Here is a 24,525-nt window from a genome sequence, read left to right on the forward strand (position 1 = left end):
TCGGTGGTATTTTTAATCAAGTGCGACAATTTGGTTTCTGCCGGCATCTTTGGCTGCATATAAACTCTTATCCGCCTTTTCAAGTAACGCTTGTTCGCTCATTTGAGTTTTACCATTCATCGTGGCAACACCAATACTAATACTAATATGTTGATCGTTAAGTGATGCTTTGTGCTTAATTTTTAACGCCCTAATAGCATTGAGCAATTTATTAGCAAACGCTTTGGCCGCTTCGCTCCCTATTGCTGGCAACACAGCAGCAAACTCTTCACCACCATAACGGGCAACAAAATCACTGCCTCTAGCACATTCATTAATTAAGGCATGTGCCACTTTTTTTAAGCAATCATCCCCAGCGCGATGTCCATAAGTATCATTAAAGCGTTTAAAGTGATCAATATCCATAATCAACACCGATAATGGCATTTTCTCACGCGAGCATTTACGCCATTCTCGTGATAAATTTTCATCAAAGTAGCGCCGGTTTGGTATTTCAGTTAAACCATCTATGGAAACTAATTTTTCTAACAAATCATTTTTTTGCTTAATAAGGAGCTGATTACGTACTCTAACTTTCACAATAGAAGGAAAAAATGGCTTGGTAATGTAATCCATTGCTCCTAACTCTAAGCCCTTCGCTTCATCGTCATGACTTTTATTCGCTGAAATGAATATAATAGGAATTGATTGCGTAATCGGGTTTTCTTTTAATTGCACTAATACTTCATAGCCATCGAGGCCGGGCATAACAACATCGAGTATAATCAGATCAACTTGTTGAGTCTTTATTAGTTCGAGCGCTTTTTCACCGCTTTCTACCAAAAAAACATCATGTTCATCTTGTAGGGTTTTTTCTAACACTAAACGGTTGAGGGGATCATCATCAACAATTAAAACCTTCGCTTTAGTTAGCATTTTTAACCTCTGAGTATTGTATAAAGTGTATTACTTGCTGCAATTGTATAAGCAATGGATTAATTGTAACACTAATAGGGTCATTAGAATTCATTAGTTTTCTTTCACAGATTAATGCGCAATTAGACAGCCGTAAAAAGCCTAAGTTTCCTGCAACTCCTTTTATACTATGTACAATACGTATCAACTCATCAGGTGATGTTAGCTCTTGTAACTGCAAGAGTTGTGTTTTACACAGCACTGTAAACTTTTCATTCATTGAATTTAATGCCGATACATCTAAAGAAAACTGATTCAGTGCAAACTCTTTATCGTAAAACTTAGCTTTTAATATATTTAAACTATTAATTTCAGAAAGCAAAACATTTGGTATAACTGGTTTAGTTAAATGCTTGTTCATACCACTTTGTAAAGAGCGTTCTATATCACTTGCTTCACAGTGCGCTGTAAGTGCAAAAATAGGTAACGTTTGCTGATCAAACTCTTGACGAATTAATTGCGTTGCTTGGCAACCATCAATATGTGGCATTTGCACATCCATTAATACTAAATCGGGTTTTAAAACCTGTATTAGCTCAATAGCGTCTGCGGCATTATCTACCGTGATTACATTAATATGAGCTTGCTGAAGGACGCTTTCTATAATCTCTAAATTTAGTTGATTATCATCCACAGTGAGTACGAGCAAACCCGCGATATCATTTTTTACAACCTCATTAACGACCGGCTCTGGTTTACTTAACTCTTTAACATTAAGTCCTAATAATCGCTGAGCAAGTGCACTGCTTTTTATAATTTTTATTGGGATACGTGGATCAATTGATGTCACTACTTGGTCGCTACAATTAACAACATCAATAGTAATCCCATTAGAAATCAGTGTTTCTTTACAACTCTGATTAGCAAGTAACGTTTGATATTCTCTTTGCTCTATTAATAAGTGCTCTTTACCACTTAGCTTAATTGGATATTTTAAAACTTCATCAATATCAATCTTATGAGCCTGCCCAAATACTGATAAAGCCGTATTTAGCGTCGTACTTTGTAAGCTGGTTATTGCTATCAACTGAGTTATATCAAATTCAGTATCCGTTTCATTAACCATAATATCTAATGCAAAAAAGAATTTACACCCATGGCCCTTTTCACTAAATACTTCAATTTCGCCCCCTAACAGGGCCACAGCATGCTTTACAATCGCTAAACCTAAACCGACCCCTTGATGAGCTCGAGTTGATGATTCATCGCCTTGTGTAAATGCATCAAATAAACGCCCTTGATCGACTTTATCAATCCCTGCACCTGTATCTTTTACTTCAAAGCAAACTCGTTGCTGCTCAACCGACTGACTTTCTAGTAAGTGGATTTTTAGCGTCACTGAGCCTTGCTGCGTAAACTTCACTGCATTAGTGAGTAAATTTCCAAGTATTTGTTGTAAGCGAATAAAATCGCCGATAATTGAAGGTGCAATGAAAGGGTCTACCTCAATATTAAATTCAATATTTTTGCTTTTACATAAAGGTGAAGTGATGCTCTCACAGGTATCAATTAATTCAACTAAACTAAACGGGCTTAATTGCAATTGCGCCTGTTCACTTTCAACACGCGCAAAATCCAACATTCTATTGAGCATAAATAGTAAACTATTTGCAGCTTGCTTAGCTTGTTCATTTTGTTGCTTTTGTTGTGTAGTTAACCCTTGCTCTTCCATCATGTTAAGTAAGCCTAAAACGGCATTTAACGGAGTGCGGATTTCATGGCTTAAATTAGCAATAAAGCGGCTTTTTGCTAAGGTTGCGCGTTCAGCATCATGCTTGGCTTTAGTTAAAGCACTAACATCTTGAATATGAATAACATAGTAAGAATGCTGACGTTCCCCACTCCACACTAACGACATACTTATTTGTAACCAACTCGCAAGTTGGCCTTGATTAATCGTTAAATGTTGAACTGTTTTTTTATTTTCAACTAACAAAACCAGTTTTTCTTTGATTGCTAACCAATGTGGTTCATCAAACAGGCCACTAAAATGAGCATCTGTTAGCTTTGGGTGTGAATTAAACAGTTTTCGTGCGGCTTTATTTACTTGCACAATAATATGATCAAGCGAGAGTAACATCACACTATTAGCAGCAAATTCTATCGCACTTCTAAACTTTGATTCTGAGGCTTTTAACGCATATAAAGCTTGCTGCTGCTGTGTTATATCTCGGCCTATGCCGACAGTACCTAACAGCTGTTGCTGCTCATTATAAAATGGCGCTATTGTTAACTGATAAGATTTATCAATGGTGTCAATTCTTTGTAATACGTTTTCACGGCTATCGAGTACTTGTTGCTCTAACACGCTAATGTGTTCGTGTTCACGACTAAAATCGCTTAATTGTTTACCCACTAACGCTGCTTGCTCAGTATTTATATACGACTCGTAGGCTTTATTACAGCCTAAAAAAGTACCGTCTACATTTTTAAAGTAAATTAAATCAGGGACACTATTAAGCATCGTATTTAACAAAGCTAAATGACGCTCTTTCGCTTCATAACTACGTAATAATTTTTTTGATTGTAGTTGCACTTTTTCATCAAGCTCTTGATTAGCTTGTTGTAATGAATCAACGAGTTGCTTATTTTTAGCAAATACATTTTTTACTTTACTAAACCAAGGCACCCAAGCATGTGGAATTTTATATTCATCGTCCAGGAGTTTAGGGTCTTGACCTAAGCAGCGCATAAGTTGCGTAACAGGGCCGACAAACAGCACCTTATTAAGCATAAAAAACACGCTAAACATTAAAAACAAAAAAACCAATAGTAATACAAATTCTAAGGCGACTTCATAAATAATCGTGGTTCTTATATTCGCTTTTGTTTCATGAAACCCTGAGTGTATTGGTAAATCACCAATAGACTGCATAAAAAAGTAACTACTATTATTTTCAACCGTCACCCCATCGTGATGCTGAACCAATCCTGGCCAGTAATCATCTAAGGCGACTTGTGAATTAATTGCTTTGGTTGAGCTGGCAATCACTTGATGGGCTTGATTCATAAAAATATATTCGCCACTGTCAGGCGATACTTTTTTGAGCCAGTGTGATAATTCGGCAATATTATAAATTAAAATAATATAATCAGATGAGCCTTTTTCTCGCTGTCGACCAATAGCAAAGAAACTCTCATCCCCTATTTTTATTAACGAGCTAGATGCCAGCCCTCGAGATGTAAATATTGGCTTCAGACGACCTTGCAAAATAGCGGTTAATAATTGGCTTTTACTTTGATTATGACGTTTTACATAGGCAAAACCAGACTCATCAACATAAGCAATCGCCGCTAACGTTTGTAATAACGCCAAAGCAGAAGAGAATGTCGGGCCTAACGATTTAACTTGTTGCCAACGTTGGGCGGTTTGCGCAGACGGTTTAAGTTTACCAATTCCAACAATTTCACCACTTTTATCATTAAAATGCTGATAATAGTAACGGCTATATTGATTTACGTTGTCAAATATATCTGTATTTTGTTGTATTAAAAGAGGCTGCTGATAGCGCTTAAACATGGTGTTAAGTAAATCAGTGGCTGAGTGTGCCCCATGCACAACTTGCGCTGATACACTCTTAAAACCTTCTTTTCGTTTTTCTAATGCTTGTTCAACTTTATTGCCATAAATATACAAACACAATAAACAAGCAACCGATATTGGTATTAATAAAGCAGCCGTTAAAGAACGGTAATAATATTTTAGTGGTAGAAAATTCAATTATACGCCTTCACTGGCTCGAAAATCAGTGAATAGATTATCGAGCCAAGTCCCATTTCGCAAGCTATAAATTTTCCTCCGCGAAAGACGCTAGCCGACGACCACCACACCATTGAGATTAACCGTTGCGCTGCCTTCAAAGTCTTTAAATCGCTCAACAATATATGCAATAGAAACATGAAGCCGAAGGCTAGGACTTCAATACATTCATTTGTAAAAGCAATTTAAAATTTTTCTCTAAATAGTTAAAAAGACATAAAAATATCGAGATATAATTGGGATTAGTTGTACAGAGGAATGTGGGGCATGTCATTCAGGACAATATAGAGTGGTTAAAAACTCCCCCTAATGGCAACCGCTCAACAGAAATTGTTAATATCTTTCAGTCGATAGAGCCTAACGGGTATGATTTAGTTATAGCAATGCTCTCGTCACATAATATCAGCCGTGTTATTGGTAAGCGCTTATCAAATACATTTACAGCACACCATTCTTTTGATTTTTTAAGAAAGCGAACAATAGAAGAAGCGTACTATTCTGGGTTAAAAACTGTCTAGTTAAAGCTGGAAAGTTCAAACACTAATACTTTAAGGATATTCATAACATTTCCTTCCTACTAAAAATCATTTAGCACACATAATTGTGCTAAATGATCCATAAAACTTAATTAATGATTTTTGTGTTCATCCTTATTCCATTTTTTCATCATGGCAACAGCAACCAGATCTTTCATATCCATCTTGCTGTGTTCCATTTTGCTACAGTCAGCTTTTTTCATGCTTTTTTGGATCATGGGCATCGGCACTTGCGATTAATCCAATGCTCATTACTGATGTTAAAATAATTGTTTTAAGTTTTTCATAATAGTTTCCTAATTAAAGTTGATTTCCCTTTAGCTAAAAACACTACGTAAGCCACAATTTATGTGTTTGATTTAAAGTTAAGCTTCTTTTTCAAACCGTTAGCACGCCATAAATAAAATAACACCGGTAAGATAAGTAACGTTAAGATGACCGCACTCGCCATACCCCCTACCATTGGCGCAGCAATTCGGCTCATTACTTCTGAACCAGTACCACTGCCATATAAAATTGGTAATAAACCTACGATAATTGCTGCTGCGGTCATCATAACGGGGCGAACTCTCATTCCTGCACCTTGTAACACGGCTTCACGTAACTCTAAAACAGATGGGCTACGACTTTCAGCCTGACATCGCTCTATTAGAGACTTAAATGACTGGTTCAGATAGACCAACATGATCACGCCGATTTCAACCGCAACCCCAGCGAGGGCTATAAAGCCTACGCCTACGGCTACTGAGAAATTAAAGCCTTGCAGATACATCAACCAAATACTGCCAATCATCGCAAGTGGTAAAGTACCCATGATGATAGCGACTTCGGCAAAGTTTCTAAAATTAAGATAAAGCAGGATAATGATAATTGCTAATGTTAAAGGAACGACATACGTTAACTTTTCTTTGGCACGCAACATATATTCATACTGTCCTGACCAAGTAATTGAGTAACCAGCAGGTAATATTAACTTTTCAGCGACTACCTTTTGTGCTTGTTGGACATAAGAGCCAACATCAACTCCATCAATATCAACAAAAACCCAACCATTAATCCGAGCGTTCTCACTTTTTATCCCCGCAGGCCCGTCTTCAATATAAACAGATGCAACATCTGCAAGTGAGATCCGCATACCATCAGGAGTTACTATCGGCAATCTAGCCAACTGCTCGGGTGAGTCACGATAATCCTGAGGGTAGCGCAGATTAACAGGATACCTTTCTTGTCCTTCAACGGTTTGAGTGACATTCATGCCCCCTATTGCCGAAGCTACAACCTGTTGTACATCAGCGATGTTGAGTCCATATCTAGTGGCTCTTTCTCGTTTAATATCTACTTTTAAATAACGGCCTCCGGCTACACGTTCTGAATAAACGGACGACGTGCCAGAAACGTCCATCAGAATAGTTTCAAGTTGTTTGCCGATGTCTTGGATAACCTCTAGCTCTGTACCTGCTACTTTGACCCCAACGGGTGTTTTAATACCTGTTGCAAGCATATCGATGCGTGTTTGAATTGGCATGACCCAAGCGTTGGTTAATCCCGGAAATTTGACTAACTTGTCAAATTCTTTCTTCAGGCTTTCAGTTGTTACTCCTTCTCGCCACTCTGAACGAGGCTTTAACTGAATAAAAGTTTCAATCATGGTGAGTGGCGCTTGGTCGGTTGCGGTTTCTGCACGACCCACTTTACCAAACACGGTTTCTACTTCAGGCACAGTTTTGATTAACTTATCAGTTTGTTGAAGTAGCTCACGAGCTTTACCAATGGATATACCGGGATAGGTTGTTGGCATATACATTAAATCACCTTCATCTAAAGGCGGAATAAACTCACTACCAATTTTATCGATAGGCCAAAAACCAACCATAGTCACTAAAATAGCAGCGACAATCGTAGATTTAGGAAAGTCTAAAACTAACTTTAATACAGGCATATAAATTACTGTTAAAGCTCTATTAACTGGGTTTTTATGCTCAGGAAGGACTTTTCCTCGAATGAAATAACCCATCAATACTGGCACTAACGTCACTGCTAATGCAGCAGATGCCGCCATAGCATAAGTTTTGGTGAATGCTAACGGAGAAAACATTCGGCCTTCTTGTGCTTCCAATGTGAACACTGGTACAAATGAAACCGTAATGATAAGTAAAGAAAAGAACAATGCGGGGCCAACTTCACTGGCAGATTCTGCTACAATCTGCCACCGATTTTCCTTAGTAAGTGGTGTTTTTTCCATATGCTTATGCATGTTTTCTATCATAACTATGGCACCATCTATCATGGCACCGATGGCGATAGCTATCCCACCTAAAGACATAATATTGGCGTTAATACCTTGAAGATGCATCACAATAAATGCAGCTAGGATACCAACTGGTAAACTAAAAATAGCCACTAAGGAAGAACGAACATGGAACAAGAAAACTATACAAACTAAAGCAACGACGATGAACTCTTCAAACAGCTTGGTCCAAAGGTTTTTAACAGCTTCGGAAATTAGTCCTGAACGATCATAAACAGTGACAATTTCTACACCGTCAGGTAATCCTTTCTTTAACTGCTTAAGTTTAGCTTTTACTCTATCAATCGTTTTTTGGGCGTTTTCACCAAATCGCATAACCACTACACCACCGACTACTTCACCTTCACCGTTAAGCTCAGCAACACCTCGTCTCATCTGCGGACCAAGGTTGATTTGAGCTACATCGCCGATAGTTATTGGTGTACCTTGAGCATTAATTCCTAAGGGAATATTTTCAATGTCACCAACGCTTTTAATATATCCAGTAGCAGTAACCATATATTCGGCTTCAGCCATTTCAACAACTGAAGCGCCCGTTTCTTGATTTCCTCTCTTAAGTGCCATCGAAATATGACTTAATGGCACCCCGTAGGCACGTAATTTGTCAGGATCCACTTGTACTTGATACTGTTTAACCATCCCCCCTATTGCCGCCACTTCTGATACGCCGGGAACGGTTTGCAATTCATATTTTAAAAACCAATCTTGAAGGCTACGAAGCTGACTAATATCTAAATTGCCAGTTTTATCAATTAGTGAATATAGATAAACCCAGCCAACTCCCGTGGCATCAGGACCCAATTGCGGACGAGCAGTTTCAGGTAAAGACGGAGCAACTTGGCTTAGGTATTCTAGTACTCGGCTTCTCGCCCAATATAAGTCAGTATCTTCATCGAAGATCACATAAACAAATGAGTCACCAAAAAATGAATAACCACGAACAGTTACGGCTCCTGGAACGGACAACATGGCAGTGGTGAGCGGATAGGTTACCTGATCCTGTACTACCTGTGGTGCCTGTCCAGGGTAGTTGGTTTTAATAATCACCTGAACGTCTGAGAGATCAGGGATCGCATCAACAGGCGTATTCTTCAAAGAGAAAAGCCCACCACTTATTAGTATAAGAGTCGCCAATAGGACGAAGAATCGATTACTTATCGACCATCTAATTACTGATTCAATCATATCTATATTCCCCTAATCAGTGGTTCGAGTGGTCAACAATATTATTTTGTTGGTCACCTTTATCATGGGAGATTTCAGTAATGTTCGGGTTATCACTCGCTTCAAATGTGAAATTGACTTTATCACCACTATTAAAATCGGCCATATTTATATTATCCGCAACGATAAAGTCCATCGTAGCAGCGGGTCTGTTCCGTTTTTCAATTGGATCACGACTGATATTTAAAGTGCGATTTTTAATATTAACCGAGTTTATTATGCCTGTTACCGTAACGGTAGAAACTTTAGATTCAGAGATAATATGAATATCTGTTACTTCATAACCACCATCACTCGTTTTACTCACTTCAAAATCCAGAGATTGTCCCTGTTTTAATGAGTCCACATTCACATTTTCAGCGATAGTAAAATCCATCGTCATTTCAGGCCAATCCCAAGCTTCAGCAGGGCCGTGTGTAATGTTGACCATACGATGTCCTGCCATAACACTATTCACGTCACCTTGCATCCAAACAGAATTAGCGACTTCGTCATGGGTCATACGCTTAAAATCAGACGATTTACTTGATTCTGAATCAATCAAAAATTGAGCAGAAGTCACCACTGAATCCCCCTTATTCAGTCCAGCTAATATCTCAATACTGTCTCTATCAACTCGACCAATAGTGACTGCTATGGATTTAAACTGACCTTCACCTAGAGCAAGCACAACACGATCTTGTTTACCTGTTCTTATTACCGCTTCTTTAGGTACTAACAATGCGCTTTGTGTTTGCTTTGCATAAATGGATACTTGCGCAAACATATTTGGTTTTAATTGGTAACCTGTGTTGTCAAATTTTAATCGAACACGTAGGGTCCGAGTTTTGCTATCCAGTGTCGGATAAACATAATCGACGACGCCTGTCCAATTTTCCCCCGGTAAATAATCAAGCGTCATTGATACTGATAAGCCCTCTTTAATTAGTGCTGCATCACGCTCAAACACTTCCGCTTCTACCCATACTTGATCTAACTGAGCAATGCTCATCAGAGTATTTCCCGGTTTAACATAAAAACCTTCTCTTATTTTTAAGCCATCTACAACACCCGCTTGAGGTGAATAGAAGGAAATGTTCTGTTGCACCTTACGGGTATTCTCTAGCTCTTTTATAAATTGGGGAGATAGTTGCAGTGCTTCTAATCGATCTTTTGCTGCCGTAATCAGAGAATCATTATTACGCTTTAATGCGATTAAGAATTCTTCTTGAGCGTTCACTAGCTGAGGTGAATACAGGGTATATAGTGGTTGCCCTTTTTTAACAGGATTACCTGCGGCTTTAACATAGAGTTTCTCTATCCAGCCATCAACGCGTGGATGAATATGAATAAGTTTGTCTTCATCATATTGCACATAACCTACTGTTGAAATTTCATTATGCGTACCCTTTAGTTCAACAGGTGATGTTCGAACACCGAAGTTATTCACTACATGAGGGGAGATTTTCACAGCGCCGGGACCCCAGTCATTACCAGGCTCATCACTCGAAGACTTTTCTTTATAGACAGGAGTTAAATCCATCCCCATTGGCGACTTACCGGGCTTGTCCCTGCGGTAATTAGCATCCATTGGCGCAACCCAGTACAAAGGGCTATTTTCTTCCGAGCCAGCAGTGCTGACTTCATTTTCTATTATTAAATTCTGCAAGATACTTAATGTTCCCGCTCCAATCGCAATGCCTACAATGACAGCGACAATTGTTCTTTTGTTAATTGGCATTACTTTTCTCCAAGTTGCTGAATAAGTTAGTTGTGTTGCCTACAGTAGAAGTGCGAGTCTTTGACGAAGTAAGGAAGTAATTAATACGAGCAACCGCTTTGAGTACATCAACATCAATTCGTAGTGCGGATATTCTTGTATTTAACTCAGCGATTCTGGCTCGAACAACCTCGGCAAAATCACCATCATCATTTGTATATGCAGTTAACGAAGCTTCTGCTTGATCATATGTTTGTTTTAGTAACTGGTCTTCATATAAAGCTTGCCTATCTGAAAGGCGTTTAAGTTGTTTAAGTTCCTTTTCAATAGAAGCTATCATTTTCTTAGTTAGCAATAGTTTTTCAGTTTTTACTGCTTCTGTTTCTGCAATAGATGCGGACATTTGCTTATCTTGTCTATTTTCAGTAAATAGTGGTAAGTCAAAAGTAACCCCAACTGAAAACAAATCAGCTCTGCTTTCTCCAGATGACATACGCTCTCGATAACCATAACTTCCACTTACCCCCCAATGCGGTTTGTATTGCTGCTTAGCAAGTAGGACTTCTTTTTCTTGCACTTTCTGCTTAACATCGATAACAAGCAATGCAGGGTGATTAACTAGCTCATTAGCTAAACTATTTCGTGAATAATGCGATATTGTTAACAATTTAGGGTTATACAAACGAATAATCGGGATTTCTTTGGAAACAACGAACTCCAAATGTTGAGTATCAAAATCAAATACCTTCCCTAAATTATGCTCATCATAAATATGTAGCCATTCATTTAAACGTGCGATGGAAGTTTCCAACTTCTGCTTTTCAACCGTTAACCTATCCTCAAGCTGTAGGATTTCTAGTTGGGCACGTATAACATCGTGTTGACGAGTTTTACCAACAGCATTCGAATAACTAGCTTTTGCTACTTCAGCCATTTGCTCAAATAAGTTCCAGTCTTTTTCTATTAATGTAATAGTGCGTTGTGCTAAATAAGCATCTAACCAAAGCTCAGAAACAATTGTTTTTAGTTTGGCTTTTCGATCTTCACGTAGCAGTGGAAATTTGGTTGAGGCAACTTTTAATTGACTCTCTTTAATTTCTAACGTATCTCCTCTTGGAAAGGTTTGAGATACCCCAACGTTAAACTGAGTCATCCCCTCTTGGTCAAAGTCCCATGTATCTGTAGGTAAATTCATCATAGATATTGAGACTTTAGGATCTGGTAAAGTACCCACTGCAATACTTCGACTATCCATAGCTGATTGCCTTAATTTATTGCCATGAATCCACGGATCATTTTGTTGAGCCAATGAAATAGCTTGTTCCAGCGTTATAACCTTTGCGGCATGAGCAGCGAAAACGCAAAAGCTGCTCATTAACCCTAGCAACAGTAGCTTCGATAAATCTAATAAGGTACGTTTCATTAAAATTGCTCCTTATAAGCCTTAATATTTGCGTAAAATTTACTTGTTCCAGCTTTAAACAAAATAAGCCCGTTATAGGGCATAAAATGCTCACCCACTTCCATACCGGGAGAGCCAATAGGCATTACTGGTACCGACAATCTGATTGCGTTTGGGCGATTCTCTGAAAGGGATTTTTGAATAAATTTAGCTGGCACATGACTTTCAAAAGCAAAGCTATGTTTCGTGATAGCGGTATGACTGGAACGGTAATTCGGTTGAATACCGTGTTTATCTTGATAATTCTTGGCCTGAACGATAATCCCTTCATCTTCGATATGAGATATCCATTCTTTACAGCAGCCACCAGTTGGAGTTTTATAAACCAATAATTCTACTGGGTTAGTTTCATGTTTGTGCTCATTAGCGTAAGCAAACGCTGGTATAAACAGTAATGCTACTGTTATTTTTATATAGTTTTTGATCATTTTGCCCCCAGACAACGCTGGACAGTACTTTGGCGCAATAGCGCTTAGTCAATTAACAGGTAAAGTATTATTTGTGCGCAAAAATTGGGCGCACTAACCCCTTGTTAGGCAAAAATTGGTGGACGGTAGAGAGAGGTAGAAATTGAAGTTGGCTGTTCAACCTTTTGAAGATACATAGCTTCACGGATACGTAAAAAATCCGTTAAGCCAACATTATTAGTATTCAAAAAAGTTATAGTAATGCAGGCATTGGCAGGACAAGTACAATCAACACTACAACAGTCTTGATAATTACCTGTATCACTTATTTTCATATCACCATGACTCATACTTTCTAGGTGATTCAGTGACGTTTGTTCCATCTCCATATGAGATACATGAGAATCTGCCGACATTTCACAAGGCATAGCAGTATAAGCCAATGCTTGCCCTAAAAAGGCAGTAAGCATAGCGACTACAACTAAAACTTTAGATAATGACTTTGACATAAAATTCTCTAAAAAATACCCGCCTATGTTAAGGTAGTTTGACACCTAAGTAAACTAACGCAGCCCAAGTATTAAAACCGTTTTCAAAACTCAAGAAGTTAAAATTTTAGTTGTTACCTCATTAATTAAAAATCACTATGATATTTCGCAGCTAACACCTGAGCATTTTTAGCAAAAAAAATAGCCTCATCAAGTATGCACTCCCCCTTGTATGCAGCATACCTGTTACTGTCATCAACATGGTAAATGGGATCACTAATGTGGTTAAAAGTGCAGCCCTGAAATTACCTAGTAGTACCAATAGTACAACAATAACCTAAATAGCCCTTCGAGTAGGTTTAGCTGCACGGTCTGTAGGATTTTATCAACTAATTTGGTTCGTTCATAAACAGCAGTTGCGACAATGCTATCTGGTGATGTGACATTAATTTGTTTAAATTTTTCACCCACAGCATGCGCTACAGCACGACTATTTTCAGCAATAAACATACATACCGTACTCATGACCACCTCACGAGCATTTTGCGTAGCTGCTCCCGTTCTTAGTCCTTTGTCACTTTCAATATCAGCAATATCTTTAATGTAAAGTGACGAACCAAAAATATCTTTAATTTAGTAAAAATCTGTACTAATAATAAGTTAAATGAGCACAAGTAATTTACTCTAATAATATTGAAAATAGCGCCTTGCAGTGGTGTTAGGTAACAGGTAACATAGCCGCCTTTTTCTTCATAGACGAGACATACATGAATTTTTCCTTAGGTCAGCGTTGGATCAGTGACACAGAGTCAGATTTAGGATTAGGCACTGTGGTTGCCATTGAGGGCCGACAGGTCAGTATTTTATTTCCTGCCAGTGGTGAAAACCGTGTTTATTCAAGTGCCGAAGCACCTGTAACCCGTGTTGCATTTAACCCAGGCGATATAATCAAAAGCGTTGAAGAATGGGAATTAGAAGTTGAGTCAATTGAGCAACAAGGCGACTTACTTTGTTATCACGGCACCCGTACAGATAACAATGAGCAAGCACAGTTAAAAGAAACCTTTTTAGATCATTTTATTAAGTTTAATAAACCACAAGACCGTTTATTTGCCGGTCAAGTAGACCGTTTTGATCACTACACACTGCGTTACCAAACATGGCAGCACCAATTTGCACGCCAGCAGTCGTCTATTAAAGGCTTAATAGGTCAACGAGCAAACCTTATTCCTCATCAGCTTTATATTGCTCAAGAAGTCGGTAAACGATTTGCCCCAAGAGTATTACTTTCAGATGAAGTCGGCTTAGGTAAAACCATTGAAGCGGGCATGATTTTACATCAACAAATTATTAGTGGCCGTGCAAGTCGCGTACTGATTGTTGTACCTGAAAATCTACAGCATCAGTGGTTAGTTGAAATGTTACGCCGCTTTAATCTACGCTTTTCTATTTTTGATGAAGAACGCTGTGATGAAGCATTTGCCGATTCGCCTAATGTTTTTGAAACAGAGCAGTTAGTACTAACTAGCTTAGAGTTTTTAACTAAAAAGAAACGCTGGTTCGAACATGCTACGTTAGCTGATTGGGACTTATTAGTTGTTGATGAAGCGCATCACTTGAGCATAAACAACAATAAGCCAAGTACCGAATACCAACGTATGGCAGAGCTGAGCCAAGATATTCCAGGCTTAATTTTACTTACAGCAACGCCTGATCAACTTGGCCACCGCAGTCACTTTTCGCGCTTGCAGTTACTTGACCCAGATCGCTTTTACGATTACGACGCTTTTGTCAATGAAGAAGCCAATTACAAAGACGTTGCCGAGGCGGCTAATCAATTATTACAACAACAAGCGCTTGATGATAATGCGACCGCGACACTTGTTGAGCTATTAAAAGAAACAGATATAACTGAATTATTAGCAAACGCTCAGCAAGGTGATTTAGCAGCGCGTAAAGAAATACTAAATATGTTACTCGATCGTCATGGCACAGGACGTATCTTATTTAGAAATAGTCGAAGTGGTATTGATGGCTACCCTAGCCGTAAACTGCACGCGTATCCAATGCAACTTCCTAAACAGTACAAAACCGCGATGTCTGTTTTAGGCAGCATGGGTGGCATTCAAAGTGCTCAATTAAGTGCACAACGTGCGCTGTTTCCTGAAAAAATATTTCAAGAATTTGAAGGCGAAAGTGCTAGCTGGGGCGGATTTGACCCACGTGTTGAATGGCTGATAAATACACTTAAAACATTAAAGCACGAAAAAGTGCTATTAATTTGTGCTAAAGCAGAAACAGCCATTAGCTTAGAACAAATTTTACGTGAGCGAGAAGCCATTAAAGCTTCTGTATTCCATGAAGGTATGTCGATTATTGAGCGTGATCGTGCCGCTGCGTTTTTTGCCGATGAATACGATAATGCACAAATATTATTATGTTCAGAAATTGGCTCAGAAGGCCGTAACTTCCAATTTTCGCATCATTTGGTGTTATTCGATTTACCACTTAACCCTGATTTACTTGAGCAACGTATTGGTCGTCTTGACCGTATTGGGCAAACACAAGATGTAAACATTCATGTTCCGTATTTTGAAAATACCGCACAAGAAGTATTACTGCGCTGGTATCACGAAGGTTTAGATGCATTTGAAACAACCTCAACAACAGGGCAGATGCTATATAAAGAGTTTCATGAAGAGCTGCTAGAGTTTATTAGTAATCATAATTGTGATGAAGAAGAGCTAGACCCTTTACTAGAACAAGTCGCACAACAAAATAGTGTATTGCGTAAACAAATGGAAAGTGGTCGAGATCGCTTGCTCGAACTGCACTCATCTGGCCAAGGTAAAGCAGATGCCCTAGTTGCTGAGATTGAACAACTTGATAACCAATTTGAATTACCAAGTTATATGATAAACGTATACGACACCTTTGGTGTTAGCCAAGAAGATAAAGGCGAGAATACGATTATCCTCAAACCAACTGAGCATATGCTAACAGCCTCATTCCCCGCGTTAAAAGAAGAAGGAATGACCGTTACTTTTGACCGTGATACCGCGCTTTCACAAGAAGATGTGCATTTTATCAGTTGGGATCACCCTATGGTACAAGGCTCGCTAGATATGATCTGTGAAGATGATTTTGGCAGTGCCTCTGTTGCATTACTTAAAAACAAAAAACTACCGCCGGGTACATTTTTTGTTGAACTGATTTTTGTTGCCGAAGCAATGGCTCCGAAGTCATTACAAGTAGGGCGTTTTTTACCACCTACACCAATTAGGGTATTGCTTGATAAAGCCAGCAACAACCTAGCCGATAACGTAGCGTTTGATGCATTTAACCAACAGCTTAGCGCTGTAGGACGACAAACAGCAAGTAAATTAGCAGGTGCATTACAAAGTGCTATCCACCCAATGATTAATACCGCTAAAGATATTGCACAACAGAAGCTTAATGATATTCGCTGTACTTCATTAGAAAAAATGCAAGTATCACTAGGTGAAGAGCAAGCGCGTTTAACAGCACTTAAGCAAGTAAACCCAAATATTCGCCAAGAAGAAATTACGTTTTACGACAAACAACGCAATGAGTTAGCAACTCATATCGAAAAAGCACAATTAAAATTGGATGCTATTCGATTAATCGTTGTATCACACTAAATATTTACGCAAGCGTAAATAATTAAAAGCCAGTGCAAGAGTGACACTCTTTCACTGGCTATTTATCAATAATATAACGCTCTAAATTATCAGTAAGGTTGCTTGTGTTACTTAATTATAACCCCCCAATGACTCCCTATTTGAGTATTATTTATCAAGATGATGACCTACTCATTGTAAATAAACCGAGCGAGCTGTTAACTGTACCAGGTAAAGATCCTAAACATGCTGATAGTTTAATAAATCGAGTTAATCGAGTTTTTCCTAATGCCAAAATAGTCCACCGTTTAGACATGGCTACATCGGGAATATTATGCCTAGCAATGAACAAAGCAGCACATCGTCATCTGAGTATGCAGTTTCAAGAACGTGAAACATCAAAGCGATATATTGCGCGTATATATGGTCAGCTTAAAACGAAAACAGGATCGGTTGATTTACCGCTTATTTGTGATTGGCCTAACCGCCCCAAGCAAATGGTTGATCACGAAAACGGTAAGCCCTCTCTTACTCATTTTGAAGTACTTGAATATGAAGCAAATGCGACACGTGTCGCACTCACCCCTATCACAGGGCGTTCACATCAACTACGTGTGCATATGCTAAGTTTAGAACACCCAATATTAGGTGATCGTTTGTATGCACATCCACAAGCACTAAGCGCGGCGCCACGTTTGCAATTACATGCTCAAATGCTGCAAATAAAACACCCTGTTAGCGAGCAAGTACTTACTTTTGAAGTTGAGCCTGAATTTTAAATAACGGTTATTTAAATAATAAGCTAAATTTTAAAGCTTGAATGCCGATATATAATTATTGGTAAATAAAATTGGCTTTTTATGATTTGGGATAAGTTAAAAACACTGTTCGTCTTTACGTTGTTAGTGCTAAGTCTGCCACTTTTAGCGATGGACTACACGATACCTACGCCCTACTCTAACCTTGAAAAAAATGACGTTGAGCGCTTACTAGCACACGATAATATAAAATACCTCAGCGCTAATGATACTGAATTTGTCAGTATTTATAGTGAGTACATGAGTGCACAATTTAAAGGGGTTGTATTACTCATTCCTGATTGGGAGAAAAGCCCAATGAATAATGCCGGTATAAATTTTTTACGAAAAAATCTAAACCAACTCGGCTATACGACTTATGCAATGGCAGTGCCTGATATTAACTGGAACGCGAGCAAAAAAAAGACAACAACCGAACAATTAGACCCAATCGCCTCCACAGAAAAGCCCGCTTCTAATAACCAGCCTAACAACGCAGATGCTCAAGAAGGTAACACACCTGAGCAAGAAGAAGTTGCAACACAGCCACACTATGTAGATGCGATTCCCAACATGAGTAATACAATACTTGATGATTACAAAAAACAGTTAATTACGCGTTATGAATCGCTTCATACACATGCCATGCTTTCGCAGCCTGAAAACCTCATTGTGATTGCCCAAGGCGCTAGCGCCGGAGCGCTCATTGAATACTACGCTAACTTTCCCAACACAAATATTAATGCATTTGTTAGCTTAAGTAGCTATTTACCTAATACAGAACGAAATCAAAGTTTAAATCAAACGACATCGCTTATTAGCCCTGCGTTATTAGATATTTTTTACAGTAATGATAATGAGGCGATCATCGACGGATTTAAAGATAGGCAGCGCTGGGTAAACCGCAATAGTAAGTTTGATTACCGCCAACGAGAATTATTTGGCTTAAGTAATCAACCAGATCAACAACAGCGCCTCATTAAAGAAATAGACGGTTTTTTACGCCGTCTTTTTTAAGTATTCATAAGCAGCTTGAATATCTTGGCTTTTTTTAACTGCTAGCTCCATCATATGCTTTGGCAACCCTTGCGAGACTAATTTATCTGGATGATGTTGTGCCATCAACTTACGATACGCGACTTTTATATCGCGTGTTGTGGCTGATGTATCTAACCCAAGCAATGCTAGCGCCTGTGTTTTATTCATCGCATTATTAGGGGGTACATGGTGCCCCGAGCCTTCTTTGTAACTACTGCGACTTTGTTGTTGGTGAAATTGTTGCTGTTGCTGCCTAAAAGCAAACTCAGCTTGGTAGCGCTTTAGCACAAAATTAAAATGTGTTTTAGAAATACCTAATAACTTACTAACCTCTTGCAGTAGCTGCTTTTCTTGAGCTGCCAGTACGCCATCAGAAAACGCCATTTGTATTTGTATTTCTAAAAAAAGTTGTAGTAGGTCATAGCGTTTCGCAAAACGCTCTTTAAAATCAACCACGGTCTCTTTAAGCGAAAAATCACTGTCTTTACCCGATTGAAATGCATGTTGCGCTTCACGACGTTCATCGCCCTGCAGCCCCATTTCGTTCATAAAAACAGATGCCGCTTTTATATGAATTTCGCTGACACGCCCATTTGACTTTGCAATATGTCCCATCACCGAAAAACAGCTTGAGAAAAACAATGCTTGGCGTTCGTTTACATCATCACCTTTGAATAACCCAGAAAACCCACCGGCTTTATCAAAGTCATTTTTAAGACTTTTATCAAATAAATGTCCGAGATAGAGGCCTAATACAGCGCCAAAAAATTTGCCAAACATAAAACCAAAACAAAATCCGAGTATTTTTCCCCACATCTAAAATACGTTCCTTAATCTGTTGCTAAAATAGAAGAACCGGCTAATCGCTGATTTAATTCATCAAGCCGCTGTGGTGTACCAATATCGTCCCACTGACCTAAATAAAGCTCTGTTGAAATGACTCCTTCATCTAGCTTTTCTCTTAAAATAGGCCCCAGCGGCAACACTTGGTTTTTATAACCTGTAAAAAAACCCGATTGGTAACGTGCAATTCCTGAAAAAGTATATTTTTGTGATATTGCTTGATGATGATTAAGTGCAAAATCACCCTCAGGATTATGTGCTGGGTTTTCAACTAAAACAAGGTGCGCTTCATTGTCTGATAAATGTAATTGGATGAGTGCACTCACATCATAATCGGTATAAACATCACCATTTAAAACAATAAAAGAATCCCCTAATAATTTAAGCGCATTAATAATGCCACCGGCGGTCTCTAAACCACCAGGTTGTTCTTGGCTATATTGAATGCTGACCCCCCATTTATTACCATCACCAAAGTACGCTTTTATTTTATCGCCCTGCCAAGCAAGGTTTATTACGATTTGCTCAATACCCGCCGCTTTTAAATTTATAATATGATGCTCAAGTAATGGCTTACCAGCCACTTTTAACATGGGCTTAGGCATCTCTTTAGTGAGTGGCATCATACGTTGCCCTCGCCCAGCCGCTAAAATAATTGCTTTCATTGTCTGCTCTCTTTCAGCTTTGCGATTACCTTAGGTTTAATGGTATTAGCCACCCACTGACTCATAAACTGTAATTCATCATATTTAGCTGCAATTTCAATAATGTAATCAAGTGTAGGTACAATATTATCTAAATACCCTTTTTTACCATCGCGTAAATACAGACGACAAAAAATCCCAGCCGCTTTTAAGTGACGTTGTAGCCCTGTTAAATCAAACCAATAGGTAAATTCATCATAACTTACGTCGGCCATTAACTTATGCTGTTTAAACTCATCAAAGCTGTATTTTAATAAACGCGTTAACTGTGCATTAGGTAATTTAAAGTAACAATCTCGAAGCAATGACACTAAGTCGTAACAGAGTGGACCTTGGACAGCATCTTGATAATCTATGATTGCCCACTGCTGATTGCAGCGCATAATATTACGACTGTGATAATCACGATGCATGGTTACTTGCGGTTGTTCTAGCATCGTTTTAATTAATAAATGACAGCTTTGTTGCCATAAAGACTGCTGTTTCTCATTAATCTCAATATTTATAAAATCGGCAACTAACCATTGACTAAATATATCTAACTCACGCTTTATAAAAGCCTGATCATAAGGCAGCATAATACTTGCTGGAGGCGTTTGTGCCCACTGGGCGTTAAGCGTTATAAGTTGTTGGTAATAATCTTCACGATGCTCATCCTCAAGCAGGTCAGCAAGATGAGTTTGGCCTAAATCGGTTAATATAAAAAAGCCTTGCTCTTGATCACTGGCAAGAATTTCGGGAAGTAAAAAACCTTGTTTGGTAAACACTTTATTCAAAGTAATGTAGGGCAAGTTATTAACTTTGTGAGGGTCTGAGTCCATCACTATTAATTGCTGGGTCGATGTAGCGACGCGAAAATAGCGCCTAAAACTAGCATCCCCGGTAATAGCCTCTAACTCATAAGCTTGTCCGTCAAAGTATTTTGTTATAAATTTTTTTAAATGTTCAATACGTGTCATATTTTATAAGTTATCTATTTTTAGCTAAGTTAATTTGGTCAATTACTGTATTTGCCATTATTTTGCTTTATTATGTCCCCTTTACTATTTCGCACTGAATATTAAGGTTACTAAATGAACAAAAGCTGGGGCATATTGATGCTAAGCGTCGTAAGCACATCATCGCTTGCCGACACTGAGCTGACACACAAACTATGTGGCGTCTCAATGCTAACCAGAACCTGGCAACCTATGCAAGGACTTGAGCTAGGTACCGTTGATATTAAAGCAGACGAAGTCGAATTTCTGGGTACTCAAAGTGCTGAATTTAACGGCAATGTTGATATTAACACCCTTGATATGAGTTTGTCCGCACAAAGTGCTTTATTAGATAAAGAACGCAGTTTATTAAATGCTACAGGGCCAATTACTTATCAAAACTCTGTCAGTACGGTACATAGCACGGGCTTAAATGCAGATCTAAATAATTCTGAGATAAGCTTACTTGGCGCAAATTACAATTTAACTGAGCAATTAGGTAAAGGCGGTGCTGAAAAACTTACCGTTAATAATTCTGGCTTATTATTAATGAATGCCAGCTTTACTGCCTGCCCAGGAGAAATTCCGGTTTGGGCAATTGAAGCTGATGAAATCAACTTATCTCGCGAAGAAGGTTGGGGGGAGACCTATAATGCAGTATTGCGCATACTCGACACCCCCGTTTTATATTTACCTTATTTTACTTTTCCGTTAGATGAGCGCCGTAAGTCGGGGTTATTAACCCCGAGCTTTTCAAGCTCTGATAGTTATGGCCTTGAAACGATTACCCCTTATTATTGGAATATAGCTCCTAATTACGATGCGACCATCACCCCGCGTTATATGTCTCGTATTGGTCTTCAATTACAAACCGAATTTAGGTACTTAACCGATACAAGCAAAGGCCTTGTTGGTATTGAATATTTAAATGAAGATGATTCTGAGCCAGAACTTGACTCTCGTTATATGTTTCATTGGCAACAAAAGAGTTATTTTGGCGAAAACTGGCGTGCTAGCGTCGATATTACCAACGTCAGTGATGATAACTACTTAACCGATTTAACATCAAATTACGCAAATACGACCGACACCCAACTCTATCGCACGGGAGCATTAACGCATTTAGGCGATACATGGCGTACCGATATTAAAATTCAAAGTTTTGAAGTACTCGGGGATCATGACGAATCATATACCGCGTTACCACAAATAAACTTTACCCAAACTGCACCTTGGCGTATAAATCATTTTGACTTTAGTATTTCAGGTGAGTTGAGTCATTTTATTAATGGCAGTACAGAGGTAGAGGTAGACGAAGCAACTCGATTACATATTGAGCCAAAAGTTCGCTTTGGTTATGAACAATACGCTTGGTCTTTTTTATCTGAAGTTAGTTTACTGCAAACAAATTATAAGCAACATGGTGATTTAGATGGCACCCAATACAGTAGCTCTGTCTCGAGAACACTGCCAAAAGTACGTCTTTATAGCCAATTAAACTTTGAACGTGATACCTCTTTCTTTTTTGAAGATGGCATTCAAACACTTGAACCACAAATGCAATACCTGTATACCCCTAACAAAGATCAAACCGACATTGCTCTATTTGATACCGTCAATTTACAAGAAGACTTTTTTGGTTTGTTTAGAGATACACGTTTTTCAGGTGTTGATAGAATAGCTGGCGCTAATCAGCTAACGATAGGTGCAACAACACGCTTATTTAGTAGTAAAAGTGAAGAAGTGTTTAATTTCAGCGCTGGGCAAATCTTTTATTTAAGTGATTCTGCAAAACCCACTGAGCAAGGAATTACTGAAGAGACAAACTACAATGCCTTGTTTGCAGCACAAACCATGGTACATTGGCATCGTCGATGGTATTTGTCTGGCGGGATCCAATACGATACTGACGGCAAGCAAATGATTCAATCAAATGTTACCTTAGATTACAAAGGCGACAATAATCAGTTAGTTCAATTGAACCATCGCTATGCAAATGATGTCTCAGGAAATACAATCGAGCAAGTCGGTATGTTTACGAGCGTACCTATTAGTGATGAATGGCAGTTTATTGCAAGTTATCATAAAGACATTGAGAATAAACGCAGTATAGAAGTATTAACCGGACTTCAGTATGAATCATGCTGTTGGGCAGTTCAAATTACAGGTCAGCGTCAGATTAAAACCGATTTAAATCAAGCGATTGACCAAGACCAAGCTACATTTGATTCAAGTATTCGTCTGAATTTTGTTTTAAAAGGGCTAGGCAGTAAAAGTAGTTATGATGCGCAAAAATTATTACAACAAAGTATTTTTGGCTATCGTAGACCTTATTTTCTTAATAATTAGTATTTAATCCATACTATGGCATTAGCAAGAGTCGAAAAAAGAATATGAATTTAAAAAAAATATTAACATCAACCGTTTTATCATTAAGCCTTTATAATGTTGCTATAGCGGCACCTGTAGAAATAGATAAAGTAATAGGCGTTGTTAACCAAGGTGTAATTTTACAAAGCGAAGTTGATACCATCATCAATCGTGTAAAATCACAAGCAAAAGAGCAAAATCAGCAACTCCCAAAAGATGCAACATTACGCGTACAAGCCATTGAACGCTTAGTCAACCAAACGCTATTAATGCAAATGGCTGAACGCATGGGTCTTGAAATTTCTGATAGTCAGTTAGATCAAACATTAGCATCAATGGCCAGCGAGCAAGGTGGCACAATCGCAGACCTTAGAAAAACCATTGAAGGTACTGGAGATAATTTCCAAGCTTACCGTGAAGAAATTCGTAAAGAAATAACCACACAACAAGTGACTCGTGCCAATGTTGACCGCCGTATTTATATTAGCGAGCAAGAAATTGATAACCTATTAAAAATAATGCAAGAGCAAGGACAAAATACCGAAGAATATAATATTGGCCATATATTAATCGATATTCCTAGTGAGGCAACGACTGAAGATATTAACAATGCAAAAGTACGCGCAGACAAAGTCATTGAACTATTAAACGCTGGCCAAGAATTTAAACGTATCGCGATTTCATCATCAGGGGGCTCTAAAGCACTTGAAGGCGGACAACTTGGTTGGATGAGCGTAAACGAAATGCCTTCACTTTTTGCCCAGGCTGTTAAAGGTAAGAAAAAAGAAAGCGTTATAGGCCCTCTTCGTTCTGGTGCTGGCTTTCATATTATAAAAGTACAAGATATCCGCGGCCTACAAATAGTTGAAACTACAGAGGTACGTTCACGCCACATCTTAATAAAACCTTCAATCATCTTAAGCGAAGAAAAGGCGAAAACGATGCTTGCTGGATTTAGAAAAGACTTACTCGCTGGAAATGCCGATTTTGCTGAACTTGCGAAAGAGTATTCAGAAGATCCTGGTTCTGCGCTTAAAGGCGGTGAGTATGATTGGACAGATCCAACAACCTATGTACCTGCATTTAAAGATAATTTATTAGCATTAGAAAAAAATGAAATAAGCGAACCATTTAGATCTCAATTTGGTTGGCATATCGTGCAATTACTCGATAAGCGTAAAGCAGATAAAACAGAACAAGCAAAACGTAATCGTGCTCATGGCTTGTTATTTAACCGTAAATTTAAAGAAGAAAGTTTTAACTGGCAGCAAGAAATGCGCGATCAGGCACACGTTGAAATTTTTCCAGCAGAATAAA

15 protein-coding genes and 1 pseudogene are annotated in these 24,525 nt (G+C 38.5%); 5 read left to right on the forward strand and 11 right to left on the reverse strand.

The window, feature by feature from the left end; genetic code table 11:
* Positions 1–12 precede the first annotated feature (12 nt).
* The 8 genes and pseudogenes from J8L70_RS06430 to J8L70_RS06465 all read right to left on the reverse strand — a co-directional run.
* Entirely contained in the window at positions 13–915 is a 903-nt protein-coding gene (locus tag J8L70_RS06430; RefSeq protein ID WP_211054715.1) for a diguanylate cyclase, read from the reverse strand.
* Positions 905–4,675, reverse strand: a complete 3,771-nt coding sequence (locus J8L70_RS06435; protein ID WP_211054716.1) for an ATP-binding protein — start codon at positions 4,673–4,675, stop codon at positions 905–907. The genes J8L70_RS06430 and J8L70_RS06435 overlap by 11 nt, the downstream gene beginning before the upstream one ends.
* 921 nt (positions 4,676–5,596) lie before the next feature.
* A complete protein-coding gene (locus tag J8L70_RS06440) occupies positions 5,597–8,743 on the reverse strand; it encodes a CusA/CzcA family heavy metal efflux RND transporter (RefSeq protein WP_211054717.1) in 3,147 nt (1,048 codons plus the stop codon).
* Positions 8,744–8,759: 16 nt separating this feature from the next.
* The gene (locus J8L70_RS06445; protein WP_211054718.1) at positions 8,760–10,502 is read right to left on the reverse strand and encodes an efflux RND transporter periplasmic adaptor subunit; all 1,743 of its coding nucleotides are present in this window, start codon (positions 10,500–10,502) and stop codon (positions 8,760–8,762) included.
* Entirely contained in the window at positions 10,492–11,904 is a 1,413-nt protein-coding gene (locus tag J8L70_RS06450) for a TolC family protein (RefSeq protein ID WP_211054719.1), read from the reverse strand. The genes J8L70_RS06445 and J8L70_RS06450 overlap by 11 nt, the downstream gene beginning before the upstream one ends.
* Positions 11,904–12,371, reverse strand: coding sequence for a DUF411 domain-containing protein (locus tag J8L70_RS06455; RefSeq protein WP_211054720.1), 468 nt, complete (start codon positions 12,369–12,371; stop codon positions 11,904–11,906). Before J8L70_RS06455 ends, J8L70_RS06450 begins: the two co-directional genes overlap by 1 nt.
* Before the next feature lie 104 nt (positions 12,372–12,475).
* Entirely contained in the window at positions 12,476–12,859 is a 384-nt protein-coding gene (locus tag J8L70_RS06460; protein WP_211054721.1) for a hypothetical protein, read from the reverse strand.
* Between the two features lie 181 nt (positions 12,860–13,040).
* Positions 13,041–13,456 (reverse strand): annotated as a pseudogene (locus J8L70_RS06465) (efflux RND transporter permease subunit); the annotation flags it as partial.
* A gap of 149 nt (positions 13,457–13,605) precedes the next feature.
* Between J8L70_RS06465 and rapA the strand changes: the two are divergent.
* From rapA to J8L70_RS06480, 3 genes are all read left to right on the forward strand, one after another.
* On the forward strand, positions 13,606–16,500 hold the full coding sequence (rapA, locus tag J8L70_RS06470) for an RNA polymerase-associated protein RapA (RefSeq protein ID WP_211054722.1): 2,895 nt from the start codon (positions 13,606–13,608) through the stop codon (positions 16,498–16,500).
* A 104-nt stretch (positions 16,501–16,604) separates the two neighbouring features.
* Positions 16,605–17,258 (forward strand): bifunctional tRNA pseudouridine(32) synthase/23S rRNA pseudouridine(746) synthase RluA, encoded by a 654-nt coding sequence (gene rluA, locus J8L70_RS06475; protein ID WP_211054723.1) that lies wholly within the window; start codon positions 16,605–16,607, stop codon positions 17,256–17,258.
* A gap of 81 nt (positions 17,259–17,339) precedes the next feature.
* Positions 17,340–18,293, forward strand: a complete 954-nt coding sequence (locus J8L70_RS06480) for a DUF3530 family protein (RefSeq protein ID WP_211054724.1) — start codon at positions 17,340–17,342, stop codon at positions 18,291–18,293.
* On the opposite strand, the gene djlA is transcribed toward J8L70_RS06480, so the two are convergent.
* From djlA to J8L70_RS06495, 3 genes are read right to left on the reverse strand one after another with little or no spacing between them, the layout of a single operon-like run.
* Complete coding sequence (gene djlA, locus J8L70_RS06485) at positions 18,276–19,130, reverse strand: co-chaperone DjlA (protein WP_211054725.1); 855 nt, start codon at positions 19,128–19,130, stop codon at positions 18,276–18,278. The two genes, J8L70_RS06480 and djlA, sit on opposite strands and share 18 nt — an antisense overlap.
* Positions 19,131–19,144: 14 nt before the next feature.
* Positions 19,145–19,822 (reverse strand): N-acetylmuramate alpha-1-phosphate uridylyltransferase MurU, encoded by a 678-nt coding sequence (gene murU, locus J8L70_RS06490; protein WP_211054726.1) that lies wholly within the window; start codon positions 19,820–19,822, stop codon positions 19,145–19,147.
* Complete coding sequence (locus J8L70_RS06495) at positions 19,819–20,820, reverse strand: phosphotransferase (protein WP_211054727.1); 1,002 nt, start codon at positions 20,818–20,820, stop codon at positions 19,819–19,821. Before J8L70_RS06495 ends, murU begins: the two co-directional genes overlap by 4 nt.
* A gap of 114 nt (positions 20,821–20,934) precedes the next feature.
* Here J8L70_RS06495 and lptD point away from each other — a divergent pair, with 114 nt between their 5' ends.
* Both lptD and surA read left to right on the forward strand, forming a co-directional pair.
* Positions 20,935–23,187 (forward strand): LPS assembly protein LptD, encoded by a 2,253-nt coding sequence (lptD, locus tag J8L70_RS06500; RefSeq protein ID WP_211054728.1) that lies wholly within the window; start codon positions 20,935–20,937, stop codon positions 23,185–23,187.
* Positions 23,188–23,231: 44 nt separating this feature from the next.
* Positions 23,232–24,524, forward strand: a complete 1,293-nt coding sequence (gene surA, locus J8L70_RS06505) for a peptidylprolyl isomerase SurA (RefSeq protein ID WP_211054729.1) — start codon at positions 23,232–23,234, stop codon at positions 24,522–24,524.
* The last annotated feature ends 1 nt before the right edge of the window (position 24,525 follow it).

Origin of the sequence: Pseudoalteromonas sp. MMG010, from assembly GCF_018100905.1 — a bacterium.
GTDB lineage: Bacteria > Pseudomonadota > Gammaproteobacteria > Enterobacterales > Alteromonadaceae > Pseudoalteromonas.

Bases quoted from the DNA above. Each gene is read 5' to 3' on its own strand.
- J8L70_RS06430 (WP_211054715.1), bottom strand. From the start codon at position 915: ATGCTAACTAAAGCGAAGGTTTTAATTGTTGATGATGATCCCCTCAAC.
- J8L70_RS06440 (WP_211054717.1), bottom strand. From the start codon at position 8,743: ATGATTGAATCAGTAATTAGATGGTCGATAAGTAATCGATTCTTCGTC.
- J8L70_RS06445 (WP_211054718.1), bottom strand. From the start codon at position 10,502: ATGCCAATTAACAAAAGAACAATTGTCGCTGTCATTGTAGGCATTGCG.
- J8L70_RS06450 (WP_211054719.1), bottom strand. From the start codon at position 11,904: ATGAAACGTACCTTATTAGATTTATCGAAGCTACTGTTGCTAGGGTTA.
- J8L70_RS06455 (WP_211054720.1), bottom strand. From the start codon at position 12,371: ATGATCAAAAACTATATAAAAATAACAGTAGCATTACTGTTTATACCA.
- J8L70_RS06460 (WP_211054721.1), bottom strand. From the start codon at position 12,859: ATGTCAAAGTCATTATCTAAAGTTTTAGTTGTAGTCGCTATGCTTACT.
- rapA (WP_211054722.1), top strand. From the start codon at position 13,606: ATGAATTTTTCCTTAGGTCAGCGTTGGATCAGTGACACAGAGTCAGAT.
- J8L70_RS06480 (WP_211054724.1), top strand. From the start codon at position 17,340: ATGATTTGGGATAAGTTAAAAACACTGTTCGTCTTTACGTTGTTAGTG.
- djlA (WP_211054725.1), bottom strand. From the start codon at position 19,130: ATGTGGGGAAAAATACTCGGATTTTGTTTTGGTTTTATGTTTGGCAAA.
- murU (WP_211054726.1), bottom strand. From the start codon at position 19,822: ATGAAAGCAATTATTTTAGCGGCTGGGCGAGGGCAACGTATGATGCCA.
- J8L70_RS06495 (WP_211054727.1), bottom strand. From the start codon at position 20,820: ATGACACGTATTGAACATTTAAAAAAATTTATAACAAAATACTTTGAC.
- lptD (WP_211054728.1), top strand. From the start codon at position 20,935: ATGAACAAAAGCTGGGGCATATTGATGCTAAGCGTCGTAAGCACATCA.
- surA (WP_211054729.1), top strand. From the start codon at position 23,232: ATGAATTTAAAAAAAATATTAACATCAACCGTTTTATCATTAAGCCTT.